This is a genomic window from Paenibacillus sp. GYB004 (genome assembly GCF_036577605.1).
Taxonomy (GTDB): Bacteria; Bacillota; Bacilli; order Paenibacillales; family NBRC-103111; genus Paenibacillus_AB; species Paenibacillus_AB oceani.
Genome location: NZ_JARBDB010000004.1, coordinates 260,651 through 277,968, shown reverse-complemented (window position 1 = coordinate 277,968; position 17,318 = coordinate 260,651). Strand labels below are relative to the sequence as shown.

Genomic DNA, 17,318 nt, shown 5'->3' with positions numbered 1-17,318 from the left:
CTCTTTACTGCGCGTAGTCGCCCGTATAGTTGATCAAGGCAACGTCGACGACGCCCTCCACATCGGACAATTCGCTGACGAACGCCGTATTGTCGTCCCGGAGCCTCAGCTCCAGCGTCAGCTCGGTAAAATCTTTGCGTACCGTTTTCGACTTCAGATGATAGTTTAATTTGCGAATCTGTTCGCGGACGCTGTCGGTTGCCGATTCGGAGTGACGGATAATGAGCAGGTACGGTTGCTCCCTCACTTTCCGTCTCGACAGCCAGATCATGGCCAGGCCGACGGCGGCCGAACCGATGATGGCGACCGGATACAGCTTGGCCCCTGTGGCGATCCCCGCCGAAACCGCCCAGAACATGTAGATCGTATCGAGCGGGTCTTTGACCGCCGTACGGAACCGGACGATACTGAGCGCGCCGACCATCCCGAGCGACAAGACGATATTCGTGCTGATCGTCATGATAATCAGCGCCGTCAGCATCGTCATCAGCACGAACGTGACGTTGTAGTTGTAGCTGTAGACGACACCCCGGAACGTTTTCCGGTAGATGTAGAAAATGAACAGCCCGAGCCCGAAAGCGACGGCCAGTCCGATAATGACGTCGATGTAGGATACATTCCGGAACGCCTCCAGATGAAGCACGCTCTTCTTGAATAAATCCTGAAAATTAGTAGAATCCCCCACTGCAATCTTCCTCTCGCCTAATTCTCCATATCGTTACGGAGTGAAATGTTTGATCCCCAGCTCACGGCAGATGACGTACTTCGAGATCGCGGACCGGTTATGAGCGTGAGGCTGCGCCAGCAGCCGTACCGATTCCGGCAAGAAGGCGTTGAATTTGACCTCCATAATCGTCCGGCCGGTCTCCAGCGCCTCGACGAGGGCCAGATTCGGATCAAACAGATCGTACGTATTCACGGCTCCCGACAGCTTCTTGTCGAACGTGATGCGGACGTCCTCATATTCGTAGATGTACGCTTCCCGGATATAATCGACGATAACCGCCGGGCGGAATCCGCGCATTTCGACGGCCATGTAGAAATCTTTCAGGAGCGGGACAGTCGCATCCTTCAGCACCGATCCGTCCCCTACGAGCAGACGGTCATACACGTCGCGGCTTAAGGACGCCGACTCCTTGCATACGTATTCCCCGTATTTGCTTTTGCGCTCCAGCTTGATGACCCGGTCGCTGCCGTTATAGACGCGAATCCGGTATTTCTCGCGGCTGAATACTCCGTTATTTTTGTCATACAGCGCATGGTCGTGCGGCCCGTCGAAGTAGAGACTGCGCACGCAGTACCCGTCGGACGCTCCGGAATGTTTGTCCAGCGTAAGCAGCGACGAGATCCGCTGGCGGAGCGCGACATATTCATGCGGGTTAATGTAATATTTCAACTCATGCCGTAGCTTTCGTCCGAGAAATAACACGTCTACTCCACCTTTATCTGCCTGATTCCATAGTAGGGATCGCCCTTCTCGTCCTCATACGAGTCGAAGGCGACTTGCTTGTTGCCGTTTTTGTCGCGGACTATTACTTTCCAGTAATACGTTCCCGGCTTCGGCTTGTCGATCGTCAGCTTCGTTGTCGTCAAGTTCGACTGCTGGCCGACAATCTGGGTGAACGCCGGATCTTTGGCAACCGACCAGTCGTAGAACAAGTCGTCCCCCTGCAGATCGAACGAATGGTCCCAGGTGAAGCTAAGCTGCTGGCCGTTCTGGACCACGTCGCCGAGGAAGATCGGCTTCGGTTTCTGTAGATCCTCTTGGAAGCGGGCAATCGAACGGCTCGGCGTTTCCGTGATGCGCTTGAATTCGGCGTCCATCTTGTTCGCCTGGATCGTCCAGAAATCTTTGTCCGGCGAGCGGCGAAGATAAGGCTCCACGACGGACCGGTACGGCTCCAGCATGGCGGCGACCGATTCGTTGTTGATCGACTTATGCAGCTCGTGAATCTTATTTTCGAGCAGACGGACGTTCGCCTCGCTGCGGAAAAACCGGCTGTGCAGCACGTTGCCCCAATAGTTGCTGATCCCGTTCGCATACTCGCTGATGCTGTTCAGCCCCCGCTGCAATTCCCAGGCTCCGTCGTAATCCCACGGAACGAAGTACCATTTGTCCGAATTTAACGGGGAGTAGATCAGGTAGTTTTGCGCGTCCGTATCCATATTGTCCATCAATATATTGGCAGCGAGCCAGGTCAAGTAGTTGTCCAGATCGAAATGCTTGGCTATGACATCCTGAATCGGAATCGCCATATTGTTCACGTCGTCCAGCATCTTAAGCAGCTTGTCGTGGTCTTCGCGGCCCTGGATTTCCAATACTTTTTCGAAAGCCTCTTTGTTGTAGCCCGGGTCGGATTGCGACTTCAAAGCGTCGGAGTAGCGGAAAAACTCGAACATGACCGCCTTGTACAGCTGTCCATTCGGATCGAGCCAATGGTTTTTCAAAAACATCTCGTTCGGATTCTCGACATGGGTGTACAAGCCGTAATCGACGAAAGACGGGTTCGCTTTGCCCGGTTCGGACAAGTCTTTCACATACAGCCGTACGAACTGAGTCCTCAGGCTGGCGATGTCCGGCAGCGTCTCCAGGATGTCATAGCTGAACTTGTTGCGGATACGCGATGGGTCGTAGTAATGCTTGTTCAGGTTGAGGATGCGCTGGTCGCGCCATAGCCCCGCCTGGTTGTTCAGCCTGACTTTGTATGAGCGCTGAGGGGCGTACCGGGCCGTCTTGCCGCGAATGCTGATTTTGGCGTTGGCCTCCGTCGTTCCGTAGCCGAAGGCGCCTTGCACCGGGCCGCTTCCGTCGGGCGCGCCTTCCTGGAAGATCATCTTCAGCTCGCCTTCCTCCATCCGGTCCGTAATCCGGTTCAATTGGTACCAGCTGAGCGGTTTCGCCGCATTTTTATCTTCAGGCAGTATCGTCAAATACAAAGGAATGACCGACGTATCCTCATCCCGCTCGTACAGCCGCTTGTCGTCGATGAAACGTTCGCCGGACATCGCGGGAACGACCGTCGCCCCGGGTGCGGCAGTCTTGCCCGGCTCCCCGCCCTCCTCCGAGCACGCAGCCAGCACGACGGACAAGACGAGCACCGATACGGCGGTTGCAGCCGCCTTGCCGCCCCCTTGCTTCCAGAACGGAGGCTTGGTTCCGAATCCCGGTCCCGACGTCTTGGATGTAAACGCGGAAGGCCGAGCGCAGAACGTGTAATAATCGATATTCCGGACGTAGGCCACCAGACGCGTCAAAGCTAGCACGAGCGTCACGAACGCGGCGAGAAACAAGCCCAGCCCGTGGTTCTCGGAGCTCATCGTCCAATACGTCATCCCGGCGTTCAAGACGACGAACAAGCCGCTGATGACGAGCGCTCCCTTCCGGTCGTCGAAGTACAGCATAAGCAGCATGACGATAAAGGCGGTAATAAACAAAAAGTAACCGAGCACGAGCGTCATAAACGTATCGAGCTGAACCATGGAGAAGCCGATCATCGGCAGCAGCTTGATGCCGAGCGCGATCGAGATAACGGTAAACAATAGCTGTAGTTCCATAATAAAACTGATCTCCTGCATCAAAGTTTGCTGCATCGCTTGTTTGGCGCGTTTCACTTCGTTAAACGTGCCGCCGTTCAAAATTTTGTCATAGTAGTCGCGGTATTTCTCGTAAAACGACGTTTCCATCGAGACGACAAACGCCACCAGCGTAGGCACGATCGTCAGATAGGCATAAAAAACCGGCAAATCGTAAAACGGGGATATCGCATACTGGTCCGCAACGCGCGCGCTGTAAGGCCCGAACCAATAAACGAAGCTGTGTATGTACACCCCCGAGTAAAAAAACGTTCCGATCCCGAACAAAGCTGGATATTTGCGGAAATAGCCGAGAAAGCGGAAGTACAGCCGGCTCGACTTCGGGGGAAACATCTCCTCGAAATGGCGGGCCGACAGCAGCACGATCACAAAAAATCCGATCGCCATCATCGTCAGCACCGCGGTCGCGCTTTTGAACGGAGTCAGCGCCAGTACGAGCCAAGAGCCCAATACCGCAATCGATACTCCGTACAAGAAGTTGCGGACGATCCGCTTGTAATCTTTCAGAGCCGACAAGTGGACCGTCTGAAGCCAGATAATAATCAGCTCCGAGAAAAAGAGGAACGCAGCCGCCTTGTAGCCGAATCCCGCCGTAACGCCTCTCAAAAACAGCCAGGCGCACACCGCGCCGAGCGGCAAGCATACGGCCGCAGCTCCGTAAAACGAGGAGAGCATATGCTCGTATTTCTTCTCGAACATCATATCTGCGATAAACCGGGTGAGCAGGAGCGACAGCCCTCCCGTAATCAGCACGGAAAAGATGAAGCAGTACACGACCGTCGCCAGAAACAGCTCCTGCTCCAAATAGGCGGCTCCGGTCGACGCCATCAACCGCTGCATCAGGATGATCATCGAGATGCACAGCACCATCGGCCCGACCGTCGTCAGCGACGAATAGCCGTACGCCCGGATGCTGCTCAGCAGTCCCTGGTCGCGGAACAGCTTTCTCAGCTCAAAACCTATGCCCGCCATGGTTTCACCTCCTCAAAGGATGCATACAGCCGCTTGTAGCTGTCGATAAACTTCCGGTGCGTGTAGTGCAGACGAATGCGCTCCAGCCCGTTGCGGCCCATCTGCTCGCGCAGGGCGCGGCTCATGCACAGCTGGACGACTGCGCCGGCCATCTGATCGTAATGCATAACCGGCACGACGATGCCGGCCGGACCGATCCCGTCGTCCCGCCCGAACAACAACTCGCGGCAGCTGCCGACGTCGGTCGTCACGACCGGCCTTGCGCTCGCCATCGCCTCCATCACTGCAAGCGGCATCCCTTCGCTTACGCTCGACAGCAGCATGAGATCCATCCGTCCCAAGTAATCCTTGATGCGGACCGAGCCGGTAAAGATGATGTCCTCCACCTGCAGCGATTCTACGAGCTGCAAGCATTCCTCGTAATATTCGTCGTTTTCCTCCGCAGGCCCCATGATGTACAGCTCTGCATTCGGCACCTGCTGCTTCACGAGCGCGAAGCTGTGGATCATCGTCTTGATATCCTTGATCGGCACGATGCGGACGATCGCGCCGATGCGGATTTTCGTCTCCTCCTTCGGAGGCATCTGCGCGACATCCGCATAGTCCTGATCGTTCACGCCGTTCGGAATAATCTCGATCTTGTCCGGATCGCAGCCCAGCTCTATCTCGATTTCCCGGTTGCGGTTGAACAAAGTGACGACCCGGTCGGTATAATCGTAGGCGCAGCCGGACAGCCGGTAGAAATATTCGATCCACAAGTCCTTAAAGTATCCTTTGACCCAGTCGGCCTTAATAATCTCCTCTTCCCGCTCCCGGGAGTAGATGCCGTGCTCGGTCAACAAATACGGCTTGCCGTACAGATGTTTGGCGAGCGCGCCGATCACACCGGCATAACCCGTCGATACGCTGTGGTACAGATCCGCCTCGGGGATATCCTGGCGCACCGCCTGGAACAGCGGCAACATCATCGAACGGACCATCCATACCATTTCCGTAAACGGGATTTGCGAATACTTGGCGCTGCACAGCTCGACCAGGATATCGAAGTAATCTTGGCTCATCAGAAAATCGGACGCCACCTCGAACTGCTCCGACCGCAGCAGCGCGAAAAGCCCGGCCCAGTCGACGTCCCCTTCGCCGGAAAGCAGCGAACGAAACGAAGACTTCTGCGCCGCCGTTAGCCGGACACTCTTCCGGCTGCCTCCCGGCTCGTCCAGCAGCGCGTCCAGAAACGTTTCCTTGACTTCCGCGACGTTCGGCGGCAGCTTGTATTTGAACTGACCGCGCTGCTGCTCCTGCGCGCCGATCGTGTAGATGACGAACTCGTGCTCGGGCATGCTGGTCATCAAAGAATGAATCCAGCTGGAAACCCCGCCCGTTATATAGGGGTAAGAGCCTTCGGCGATGATGCAGATTCGCATAGTTTTCAATCTCCCAACCCGATTTCAAAGTTTGCCTGAACCGCGGTAACCAGATAAGCCGAGTCGTCGATTTTCTGCACTTTGCAGCCCGACATCGTTTGAATGGCCCGCTCCGTCCTCAATATGAAGTGCTGCCGGGTGCGAAACGAGTCGATTTTGCCGCTGATCTTCCCTTCCTGGCGCGTAATCTCGACACGGCTCGTCAGCACTTCCTCCATATCGACGGCCGCTTTGGAAGAGGTCGAATGTCTCAGCCACGGATACACGCGGTCGAGCCGCTCCAGCATGGAGGAGAAGCCTTCGTACAGCTCCTCCCACGACATATCGTTGTTCCGGTCCTCGCTGAGCAGATCGTCCGGGTGAATGAAGTGGGAGAAGAAGCCGAACAGCGTAATGGAATTGGCCATCATCCAACGGTCGAACGGCTGTTCCAGATACCCCGACGTCAGGCGCGGCATCTCCAATATTCCGTCCGGCGCCACCTCGAATTCCTGCACGTAGGCGCGTCCGGCCTCGTCGATTCCGTACAGCGACGAGATCACCGCCATGCTCGGCCACCCTTGCTTGAGCGCCTCCCGGCCTTCCGGACTGAGCACATTGGAGGGAGGAACGTAAGAGAGCATCGTATAGTTCGGGAATGCCTTGCCCGCAAACTCCACCGATTCCTTGATCGATTCCGTCATGTCTTCGACCGATTCCCACGGCGTATAGCCGTACCAGGCGGCTACGTCCCGGCTTCGCTGAAGCGACTGATGATTGTAGCCGTGAAGGCCGATCTCTCCCCCGCTTTTGAGCACCTCCCGGCCGTAGCTGAGAAGTCCTTTCAGATCCGCGTCCACCGGCTCATGGAACGGAGGTTTGATCTGGTCGTTATAGGACTCGATCAGCGCCGCCGTATATTTGACATCGAACCGTTTGGCCACCTTCAGCATGTCCGGCCACCAGATTTCCTTGAAAAAAGCCGGAGTGTCGCGGCGGTAGTCGCGGAAAATGTCGTCGTTGATCCCTTTCGGAATCGGCGCGGGGAAATCGTCGATATAGAAAATTTTGGAATTAAAAATCGGATAAATAAACTCGGGCTCCAGCATGCTAAGCGCCCCCGCGAACAATCCCCGGTTTACTTTCAACGTTAATATCGTTCCGTTGTACACCATGAACTTGCCTTTGCCGTACGCATAGTCCCAGAGAAGCGGGATACCCTCGGCCGATTTGGCCAGCACCCGGCTCTTGTCGTCCAGTTCGGCGACGACCGACGTATTCGTAATGATCGGAGCGTCGATGACGAGCCCCTTCTCCCCGATCAATACGTTCGAGGTCAGCTCGATTCCGTTCGAAGGTACGATGTCCTTGGCGGCGACGATCCCCATTTTCCGGTAGATGCGATAAAAGGTGTCGTCCAACACGGGGATGACCGCTAGAAATACGTAGCCTCCGTTCTCCACGTATCCGGCAAGTGCCGTCCCGTCTGCGCCCAGCAGCTCCAGACGCTCCGTCGCGACGATAACGGCCGCGCAGGCCCCCGGCTGAAACCCGCCTCCGCCCACATCGAACGTCCGGACCGGCTTTTTCATATACTTCAAAGTTCGCTCCGCCTGCTCCATGATCTGCACGCTGTAAGACTCGCCGCTCTCGTACGCGACACAGTACGGGGTGCCGGACGGGGCCAGGGAGCCGAGCTCCGCGAACGCCGGCTTCCATGTCCCCGCTTGGCCCGGCACCGCCTCGTTCCGGCTGAACTGCAGGACGTAGCGGGAACTCGTCAGCTGGATCGCGAGCGCGAGCAGCAGCACGCCGGCGATAATGATATACACGTTTCGTTTCAGTTTCACTTTCGTATCCATCTCATGTTCCTTCCGACCAGAATCTCACGGTTGTTAATGCCTCGTTCGACAAACGAATCGGAGATTGCTTGAGTAGGTCCAGCGTGTCCTTCAGCTTCTCGATCGACTGGACGGTGAAATATACGTTCATCAGGCTCAAATAGGCGTTCTCGTCATGCGGGCAATGCCGCAGGAAGCCTTCCGCGCACGCTTCGGCCGAAGCGTATTCGCCGAGCTCCAGGTCAGTTCCGATCTTCTCGGCGTAAGCCTCCGCCGATTCCGGCTCCAGCTCGAGCAGGCGGCCCAGTACCGCCGAATACGTATACCGGTGCTTGGCGAGCGTCCGCTCGTCGAGAAATCCGCTGCGCATATAGTTCTTTAATACGTCCGCGTAGGACCGGAGCAAGTACGGATCGTCCTTGTTCTCCTCGTACTGGACCGACAATTGCTGGAGCGCCAGCGTCAGCTTGCGCTTGATGCCCGTAATGGCGCTGACCGCGTAGTGGGACGTCTCCGTATCTTCATTGCTGACCGCCAGCCGCAGAACTTCCAGATAGTCGAGGGAATCCTGCTTGAGCAGATCGATCATCACCCTCCGCCGGGTGGAAAAATCGTTGACGAGCAGCGCTTCCTCCAGCGGCACGACGTTCATCTCTTTGGCGGCATCCGGGCTGTCGTACTGATGGGTATGCTCCACGTCCCGGATGCTGAAATGATCGAATATTCCGGATTCGACCGGACGGGATTTCCGCTGCCCTCCGCCCCCGGAGCGGAAAAGAGGCAGCAGGAAGCCGACGACGGGCAGCGAGGCGGCCAGCGCAAAGCGGGTCCACCCTTCTCTTCTGTCCTGCCGGTAAACGATTCCGAACACGATGCCGCATACGACGATATAGACGAGCCACACAATCTCAAACATACTCCGCTTCCTCTTCCGCGACCGTTAGGGTAACGCCGTTCTTCCGCAGCCGTTCCAGGACGAAGGCCGCTTCCGCCAAGCTGGAGTTGCTGAGCAGCACCATCAGCTCTCCGCCCGGCCCGATCCCGATATAGTCCGTTTCGCGAAGCGAGCCGGAGATTAGATGGGACAAGTCGATGGTCAGCTCATTGCCCTCTCCGGCGGACAACAGCACGTATTCGGTCCCGTGCTTCGCTCTGCCGATCCGTTTGCTTACGAGAATGTCATGGAACACGTCGGGCTTCAGAACGGGCGTGCCGTCGATGTATCTCACGTTTTCCGTCGCCTCCACGAAGGAGAGCGCTCTGGACAAAGCGGAGGATACGAGGTCGACCGTAATTTTGAACAAGTTCTGATAGTACAATGTGAAATGGTCAAATTTCATCCCGTACAACGCGACAACCGCAACCACTTCTCTTCCGTTCCATACCGGCGCGGCCATCAGCGGAGCGTCGGCCTGAAGCTCCTTGTTGACGAACAGCTTCTTGTCGTGCAGCACGTGCTTGGCGAAATCGACGTCCTCCACCTTGATCGACTTGGCGACCTCATAATCGCCCGAGCCCGAGCGGGTTACGAGACGGAGATAGTTCCCGTATTTGTTGACCGTATAAATCGATACGAACTGTACCTTCATAATCGATTCGACAACGCTGACGGTCGAGTTGAAGATGCTCTCGGGCTCCAAACTTTCCAATTCCTTCGTAACGGAGTAGATTTTGCCGAAGCTGTCGCTGCTGTTCATCACCTGCAGCTGAAGCTCGTCCTTCACCAGCCGCGTCTCCGTGTATATATCGTTCAGGAATGCGTACTTCTCCTCCGTCGTTTCCGTCTGCCGCTTCATATTGCGCAGCGCGAGGTTTTTGCGCTCGATGGCATAACCGACGACGAGGCCGATGAACAAATAAACGGCGGTATGGAAAAAGAACTCGGTATCGTGCAGCAGCGACACGAATTCGCGCCCGTTGTCCAACTGCTGGTACACGTAAAGCGCGACGGACATCGCGACGGCTATAAGCGACTGGCGGTTCCCGTAGAGAATGCCGAGCAGGATAATGTAGATCAGCCGGAAATCGAGAATATCGTACATGCCGTTTTGCAGCGACAGCGTGATCCAGGCGGTAACCCCGAACGCGAGCGCGTTCTCCGCATAGGGGAGCGCTTTTTTGACCGTCGTCCAGACCGGAGAGCCGTCCGCCTTCACGCCAGCCGGCCGTTCTTCCGAGCGCTTATGCTCGTCGGCAAACCACCGGTACGTCCGGCCGAGCCCTTCCTGCAGCGAATATTTCGGCGCCCAGTCCAGATCTTTCTTGATCCGCGAATTGTCGAGCACCGAGCGGTAAATATCGCCGGAGCGGCCGTCCTTATAGGTAACGGGAATCGGTCCATGCAGCGACTGGAGCGTGTCGACCAGCTCGTTCACGCTCGTCTCCCGGTTCGTGGATAAGTTGTACACCCCGGTCAGACTCGAATACGAGGCGCGGTAAATCGCGTCGGCGATATCCTCTACGTAAATAAAATCGCGTGTCTGACCGCCGTCGCCGAATATCATCAATTCCTTCGCATGGAGCGCCCGTTCGGTAAAAATCGACACGACTCCCCCTTCGCCGACACTTCCCTGGCGGGGGCCGTACACGTTAGAAAACCGGAAACAAATCGTCTCCAGCCCGTAAATGTCCTGCCATTTCCGGCAGTAGGTTTCCCCGATCCATTTGTTCAATCCGTACGGGGAAATCGGCTCGCACTCCTCCGACTCCGCGAGCGGCAGCCGGTCGTTCTCCCCGTATACGGCGGCCGAGGAGGCGAAAATAAACTTTTTGACGCCATATTTGTGCGACAGAGATAAAATGTTGGAGAGCCCGAGAACGTTGGATTTCGTATCCAAACGCGGATTGTCAAGCGAGGTCGATACGTTTACTTGCGCGGCCAGATGAACGACCACATCGAACTTGGTGCTCCGGAATATTTCTTCGCATTTGCGGTCTTCGATGGAGACGATATAACTTTTGTGCTTGAAGGTAATGTTGCTCTTGTCCCCCGAGGACATGCTGTCTATAAGCGAGACTTCATATCCTTCCTTATAAAACCGTTCGGCTACAAAAGATCCGATGAATCCGTAGCCTCCTGTTACCAGTACTCTCAAGTTAATCACCACTTCTTCGCCCGTAATATTTCGACAATGAAAGTGATTGTACGACATGCATCTGAACAAAAACTGAACGAGTTTCCTGTATAGCCAGATTTTCCCGAGTCGATATATAATGATAGAACTATACGCATTCGTGGATGGAGGACTTCCTTTGCGCTTGACCCGAAGTTATGCACTCGTTGCTGTCCTGATCGCCGCCGGCCTGTCCGGCCTGCTGATCGCCAATCATCTTCGCGCCGATGAGAAAATCCAAGCCGTCAGCTACATGCCGGCCGAAACCGACCTTGTGCTTGCCAACCCCTATATGGGGTTCGCGATCGATGCCAAATACGACAATGCGGTGCAGCCGTTCCGGCTCGCTCATGCCAATCTCTCGTGGCGGGAACTGGAGCCGGAGAAAGGAAAGTACGCATTTGACGCGGTGGAGAAGCGGTTTAATTTTGCGCTTTGGAAGCAGCGGGGCGTTCATCTCATTTTGCGCGTCATTCTCGATTACCCCCGCGAGCAATCGCATATGGATATACCGGATTGGTTGTATGAAGAAATCGGTCGAAGCGGAGAGTGGTACGATAGCGATTACGGGAAAGGCTTCAGCCCGGACTACGGCCACCCCGCCCTGATCCAACACCATGAGCGGCTGTTGAACGCTCTGGGAGCGCGGTATAACCAAGATCCGCAGATCGCCTTCATCCAGCTCGGCAGTCTCGGCCATTGGGGCGAGTGGCATACGCGGGACGACGATCAGGGCTTCATCCCGTTTCCGAAGCGGAACATCTCGGACCCGTATGCCGAGCATTATGTCCGCGCGTTTCCGGACAAGCATCTGCTTATGAGGCGGCCGCATCAGGTCGCGCTCGATCATAAGATGGGACTGTACAACGATGCCTTCGGAAAATCAAAATCGACGATCGACGGCTTCCTGAAATGGTATACGGAGGGATACAAATCTTGGCTGACGGACGAGGACGAGCCGGCGATGCCCGATTTCTGGGCGACTTCGCCGAGCGGCGGCGAGTTTTCCAGCGGCTCGTATTTTAAGGACAGCGTGATTGAGGAGACGCTGCGGCAAGCCCGGCTGACGCATGTCACCTGGATGGGGCCCAGCGCGCCTTACCGGGAGAAGGATGCAGCGATTCAGCCGAACATCGACCGTTTTCTGAAAACGATTGGCTACCGCTTCGTTTTGACGAAAGAAACGCACGAGAAAGAAGCGACGGCCGGCAAAAGTCTGCATATTTCGCTTGCGGTGAACAACCGGGGAGTAGCGCCGTTTTATTACAATTGGCCGCTCGAGCTGTCGCTTGCCGACGGACAAGGGACGATCGTGGCCGCCGTCCGGACCGATATCGATATTCGGAAGTGGCTTCCCGGCGAGCACGAAGCCTCCTATGCGCTGCCGATCCCGGATCATCTTCAGGAAGGTACGTACACGGTAAACGCCGCCATTCTCGATCCGCAATCCGGGAAACCCGGGGTCGAGTTTGCAAGCGACGGGAAACGAGCCGACGGCCGTTATGCGCTGGGCACCGTTCTGATCAAGCCCGCCAAGAAGTAGGCCGCGCAGAGGCAGCTGTTCAGCTCTTGCTTTTCCAGCTCTCGTACCAGAGGCGGACGGCTTCCTGCGGCTGGGTACCATATTCCCCGCGCAGCATCTCTTCCAGACGTTTATGCTGCTGTTCGACGGAGCCGCGGTCCCCTGCGGCTTCGTACAGCTGCATCAGGATGAAGTAGGTTTGCTCCATGTACGGATAGAGCGATTGGACCCGGAGATGGAGGGCAATCGCTTCCGCGTAGTTGCGGGAAGCGATGAGATATTCCCCTACCGCCATCGCGTGCTGAATCCAAAGCACCCTCAACCGCTGGCGCTCGCTTTCCGCCCAGATATAGGCGTTGTCTGCCATATAATCGCCGCGGTACAGCTCCAGCAAGCTCCGATGCTCCGGCAGCGTCGCGGCCGAGATCGGGGGCGCTTCGCGCAGGCCGAGCTCCCAGTCCGCGACGTCCAGCTTCGCCTGGTTCATCTCGAGCTGGTAGCCTTCGTCATAGCTTAAAATGCGCATGTTGACCCCGGCGTTCTCCAGCATTTTACGAATCTGGTACACCGCCGTATACAGCAAAGTATACCCTTTCTTCCAATCCGCTTCCGGCCATAACATATCCAGCAGCGTGTCTTTCCTGACCAGTTGCCCCCGCTGATGGACCAGAAAAGCGAACAGCTCCTGCGCCTTCGACGTTCTCCAGCGAATCGCGGCCTGCTCTGCCGAGCCTGCGGGCAGCTCGATCTGCAGCGATTGGAAACAACGGATGAGGACCTGACTATCCGGAACAGGGATGGCCGCTTTCTCCGTTTTCTCGAAGAGCCGCTTTGCCGTTTCGGCCAGACGCTCCCGCTTCACCGGCTTCAGCAGATAGTCGATTGCGCTCAGCTCGAACGCTTTGACTGCAAAATTGTCGTAGGCGGTCACGAACACGATCTTCACTGAAGGCAGCCGGCTGCGTATTCGCTCCGCCAGTTGGATTCCGTTAATCTCGGGCATCTCGATATCGAGAAACGCCACGTCCGGCTCCTCGCGAGTGATAGCCTCCAACGCTTGATGAGGGTTCGTATACTTGCCGATGACCTCGAAGCTATCGATTTCCCCGATCAATCTCCCCATAACTTCAAGAGCCAAGCGCTCATCATCAACAAGGATTACTTTCATATGTCACGGCTCCGATCCTTCTGTGCGATTGTCTACTTGCCGTTTCCCCTATATTGAATCACGACCCATTCTTTGGTACATTATATCACGCCTTTCGGCCAAGCACTATGCGCCCGTCCTCCCACGCGCCAAGGTCTGCCGGCATATGCGGGCCTGCACGGCCCGGGCACCCAATATCCATTGACCTTGCCTTCGTTTACGGCTAGCATAGAGGTACAACAACAGGATAGGAGCATGTCGGATGGACGCCGTCAAACCACGCATCGCAATTGATATGGACGAAGTTATGGGGGACACGCTGGGCAAAATGCTCGAGTGTTACAACCGGGATTACGCGGACTGCCTCACCGTAGACGACCTCCGCGGCAAAAAGCTGCGCCACGTTGCCAAGTGCGGCTCGGAAGTATCGAAATATTTCGAGGACCCCTCCTTTTTGCGGGATCTGAAAGTGATACCGGACAGCCAGGACGTGATCCGGGAGCTGCAGTCCCGCTACGAGATCTTCATCGCCACCGCCGCCATGGAGGTGCCGGCTTCGTTCGCCGCCAAGTACGAATGGCTGAAGGAGCATTTCGACTTCATCCCGAACACCCACATCGTATTCTGCGGCGACAAAAGCATCATCAACGCCGACTATCTGATCGACGACCACGCCTACCAATTCGAGCGCTTCCGGGGGCAAGGCATTCTGTATACCGCTTCGCACAACATCGAAGAGACCCGCTATCCACGTGTCAACAATTGGCGGGAAGTGGCGGATCTGTTTTTGAAATAACGAGGTTTGGAATGTCCTGGATTGGACTTGGCTTCGGATAGTGGAGCTTAGAGCGCATCCGTTCAACTTATGCAGCTGCGGGGCTGACTCAGTGGAGATTTTTCCTGGTGGGACAGCCTTTTTTGTGCCGTCACACGCCTGTTTTTGGCTACGGACAAGCATATTGGCGCGCCGAGCCGCATATAAATGCTTTCGTTGTTCACTTTATGCAGCGAGGGAGAGTACGATGGATCATCTGAAAATGCACAAGCGCCAACCGTCCAGCAAGCAGGAACGGGTCGTGGAGTACGTCAAAAAAAATTATACGGGCCTGTACAATGCCTGCAAGCAGTGGAAGGCCCAGGAAGGCGCAGCGGCGAAACCGACGGCGCAGCCTTGATCGTATAGGGGCGGAACGAAGGTTCCGGCCCGTCTTTTTTAGGGAAATTCGGCGCACGGGACCACGCCGGCCGGCAGCTGTGCCGATATGGCGGCGTAACTCGGCGGTGTAACCCGGCGGTGTAACCCGGCGGTGTAACCCGGCGGTGTAACCCGGCGGTGTAACCCGGCGGTGTAACCCGGCGGTGTAAAAGACGCCCTTCCCAGGTTCCCCGAGGAGGGCGTCTTTTACATTTGCCGCGTTTGAGAGATGCGGCTGATCGGATAACCTCCCGGATTTCCTCCCTCATTTCGTGAAGGAAGCCCATATCACCTTTTGCGTCAAGGACGCTTCCCGCCAGAGAATCGTTAGCAGTCTTTTGCGAGGCTGTCGATTCATTATGGACAACCAAGTGGAAAGGGAAAAGATTACCTTCTGGCGAGTTTTGTCTGGAATCCCCTACCTTACAATCCTTATTCAATCAAGGGATTCCGGACAACCTGTTTGAGTAGAGGAAGGTAACTTTTCACTTGGAACGGCCTGCTGACACTTCTACACAATGAATCGACAGCCTCTTTTGCACCTCTTATTTCTAGTAAATTGACCACTTACAGCAAAATAGCGGATGCTAGCAGCTCTTATTATTCGGGTTATGAGCTCTTGAGCCAATTTACCTGAAAATAGCAGCTTCCAAAGACTCTTATCGGTTGCGGATCGACGGTTCGGGACGAAATAAGCGCTGCAAACGTCCGCTATTATGGGGAGGGAGCCCACACTAGGCCCAACTAGGCCCAAACTACCCGGCAGCATACTGCATACCACCTACCGTATACCGCATGAAGCATGCCAGCATGCCAGCACGCCGGCACCGACAGGCTCGCACTCGCCCGATAGCATACCGCCTCTCGCCTCAGCTCCCTTCTTCCTCGCTCCGACAATGTACAGAAGAAACAGCGTTACTCCCTACGCACCATGATCGGAGCCGAATACTGCGATTCGCTTCGCCCCGTCCTATCCTTTCGCCTTTGGCAAAACGCATATCGCCGCCGTTACTCGTACCAATAGGCGGGTAGCGCTTCCCGCTCCTGCTCCAGAAGCTCTCTGATGATATGGTCGGCGTCGCCGATCGAACTGACAAGCGGATCGGTCATCATCGCCCTTCTTAGCTTGACAAAGCTCCGCTCCACCACGGCTTCGGCGGTAAGCTCGTGCGTATCGAGGACGAGCTCCTGCATCCCGCGGATGCCCCGCGGCATTTCCCCTACCGGCCGCGGTACGATCCCTTCCATCGTCACATCGCAGAGCAGCTCGAGAAAAGCGTCGCCGCTCATATTGGACACCGCCCCGCGGTTTACCGTGTTGATATAAAACGGCTTGCCCAGTCCGCCGACCATATTCTCAATAATATCCGTGGCATGATCGGGACCGAAGGCGGTCTTAAACTCGGAGATCGGCTTCCGGCCGGTTATAAAAGCATCGACCTGCTTCCACATCTCGTCATGCCGCTTGTAGCGTTCTTCCGTCTCCCATATATGCAGCGGCGGAACCGGCTCCACCGTCTTGCCGAGCCCCTGCCAAAAGCGCACGTATTCCTTCGTATGGGCGACACAGGTAGGGATGTATCCGAAAATACCGTACAGCTCATACCCGATCGCGTCGTTGTACGCCGCCTTGGCTCCGCGGTCGCCTCCGTCCGTACCGGTTTCCGCCGCTTTGCGAAGCGATTCGGCGATTAATGGAGCAATGTCCTTACCGTCGAATTCCGCCTTCAACATCCATGTAAAATGATTGACGCCGGCAATCCGGAGGTCGAACCGCCGCGACACGTCTTCCGTCAATTGACCGGCTTCGCCAATAAGGCCGGACCGTCTCAAATAATTCCGTTCCACATGAGGCATATGCAGCCCGTCGCACAAAGCGAAGCTTTTCAGCTTCGGCGCATACCGGCTTAAGGCGATACCGTGCACGGCGGACGGATTAATGTAGTTGATGACCCAAGCATCCGGGCACATGTTCTCGATATCGCGGACGCTTTCCATGATAACCGGCAGCTCCCGCATCGCCCTGAATATGCCTCCAGGTCCGATCGTATCCCCGGAGCACATGCGGATGCCGTATTTCTCCGACACCGTACAGTCGATGCCCCTGTACTTCACCGTATCTTTGGCAAAGCTGAGGACGACAAAATCGGCGTCCTTCAGTACGTCCCGGCGGTCGGTCGAACCTTCCACGGCCAGCTTCACCCCGTGCTCGGCCGCCGCCATACGGGCCAGCTTCAGCAGCTTGTTCAGCCTGGCTTCGTCGGTATCGACCAACGCGAGCGTCCCTTCGTTCAAATACGGCGAAGTGACCATCTGCCAGATCGACTGCCTTCCGAAAAACAAACTGCCCGCTCCCAGTACTACAACTTTCGGTTTGCCAAGTTTGCCAGATTTCCCGCCATCCCGATTCATAGCGTATCCTCCTTTTCCTTCTCGCCTTTATTATAAAAGGATGGGAATGAATTCAAATGGATTGTAGTTTTAAGCGGATGTCAAATAGTACGATTGATATACCGGCCATGATCTTGTGCTAT

At 56.0% G+C, this 17,318-nt stretch carries 12 protein-coding genes; 3 read left to right on the top strand and 9 right to left on the bottom strand.

What is annotated here, in order from left to right; translation table 11 throughout:
• Positions 1-4 precede the first annotated feature (4 nt).
• From PV433_RS03190 to PV433_RS03160, 7 genes are read right to left on the bottom strand one after another with little or no spacing between them, the layout of a single operon-like run.
• A complete protein-coding gene (locus PV433_RS03190) occupies positions 5-685 on the bottom strand; it encodes a DUF4956 domain-containing protein (RefSeq protein ID WP_332070746.1) in 681 nt (226 codons plus the stop codon).
• A gap of 33 nt (positions 686-718) precedes the next feature.
• Positions 719-1,429 carry a polyphosphate polymerase domain-containing protein gene (locus tag PV433_RS03185; protein WP_332070745.1) on the bottom strand — a complete coding sequence of 237 codons (711 nt, stop codon included), beginning with the start codon at positions 1,427-1,429 and terminating at the stop codon, positions 719-721.
• Between the two features lie 2 nt (positions 1,430-1,431).
• Positions 1,432-4,566 carry an exopolysaccharide Pel transporter PelG gene (gene pelG, locus PV433_RS03180; RefSeq protein WP_332070744.1) on the bottom strand — a complete coding sequence of 1,045 codons (3,135 nt, stop codon included), beginning with the start codon at positions 4,564-4,566 and terminating at the stop codon, positions 1,432-1,434.
• Positions 4,554-5,987, bottom strand: coding sequence for a GT4 family glycosyltransferase PelF (gene pelF / locus PV433_RS03175; RefSeq protein WP_332070743.1), 1,434 nt, complete (start codon positions 5,985-5,987; stop codon positions 4,554-4,556). Before pelF ends, pelG begins: the two co-directional genes overlap by 13 nt.
• Before the next feature lie 5 nt (positions 5,988-5,992).
• Positions 5,993-7,828, bottom strand: coding sequence for a DUF2194 domain-containing protein (locus PV433_RS03170; protein WP_332070742.1), 1,836 nt, complete (start codon positions 7,826-7,828; stop codon positions 5,993-5,995).
• Position 7,829: 1 nt separating this feature from the next.
• Positions 7,830-8,723: a tetratricopeptide repeat protein gene (locus PV433_RS03165; protein ID WP_332070741.1), complete on the bottom strand. Its 894-nt coding sequence runs from the start codon at positions 8,721-8,723 to the stop codon at positions 7,830-7,832.
• Positions 8,716-10,902, bottom strand: a complete 2,187-nt coding sequence (locus PV433_RS03160; RefSeq protein ID WP_332070740.1) for an NAD-dependent epimerase/dehydratase family protein — start codon at positions 10,900-10,902, stop codon at positions 8,716-8,718. Before PV433_RS03160 ends, PV433_RS03165 begins: the two co-directional genes overlap by 8 nt.
• A 157-nt stretch (positions 10,903-11,059) precedes the next feature.
• On the opposite strand from PV433_RS03160, the gene PV433_RS03155 reads away from it, so the two are divergent.
• Positions 11,060-12,463, top strand: a complete 1,404-nt coding sequence (locus tag PV433_RS03155; protein ID WP_332070739.1) for a DUF4832 domain-containing protein — start codon at positions 11,060-11,062, stop codon at positions 12,461-12,463.
• Between the two features lie 19 nt (positions 12,464-12,482).
• Here the strand turns inward: PV433_RS03155 and PV433_RS03150 are convergent, their stop codons facing one another.
• On the bottom strand, positions 12,483-13,610 hold the full coding sequence (locus PV433_RS03150; RefSeq protein ID WP_332070738.1) for a response regulator: 1,128 nt from the start codon (positions 13,608-13,610) through the stop codon (positions 12,483-12,485).
• Between the two features lie 241 nt (positions 13,611-13,851).
• Here PV433_RS03150 and PV433_RS03145 point away from each other — a divergent pair, with 241 nt between their 5' ends.
• Positions 13,852-14,385 carry a 5' nucleotidase, NT5C type gene (locus PV433_RS03145; RefSeq protein ID WP_190929869.1) on the top strand — a complete coding sequence of 178 codons (534 nt, stop codon included), beginning with the start codon at positions 13,852-13,854 and terminating at the stop codon, positions 14,383-14,385.
• 226 nt (positions 14,386-14,611) lie between these two features.
• On the top strand, positions 14,612-14,764 hold the full coding sequence (locus PV433_RS03140) for a hypothetical protein (RefSeq protein ID WP_332070737.1): 153 nt from the start codon (positions 14,612-14,614) through the stop codon (positions 14,762-14,764).
• 1,028 nt (positions 14,765-15,792) lie between these two features.
• On the opposite strand, the gene PV433_RS03135 is transcribed toward PV433_RS03140, so the two are convergent.
• Positions 15,793-17,196, bottom strand: coding sequence for a family 4 glycosyl hydrolase (locus tag PV433_RS03135; protein ID WP_332070736.1), 1,404 nt, complete (start codon positions 17,194-17,196; stop codon positions 15,793-15,795).
• Between the last annotated feature and the right edge of the window lie 122 nt (positions 17,197-17,318).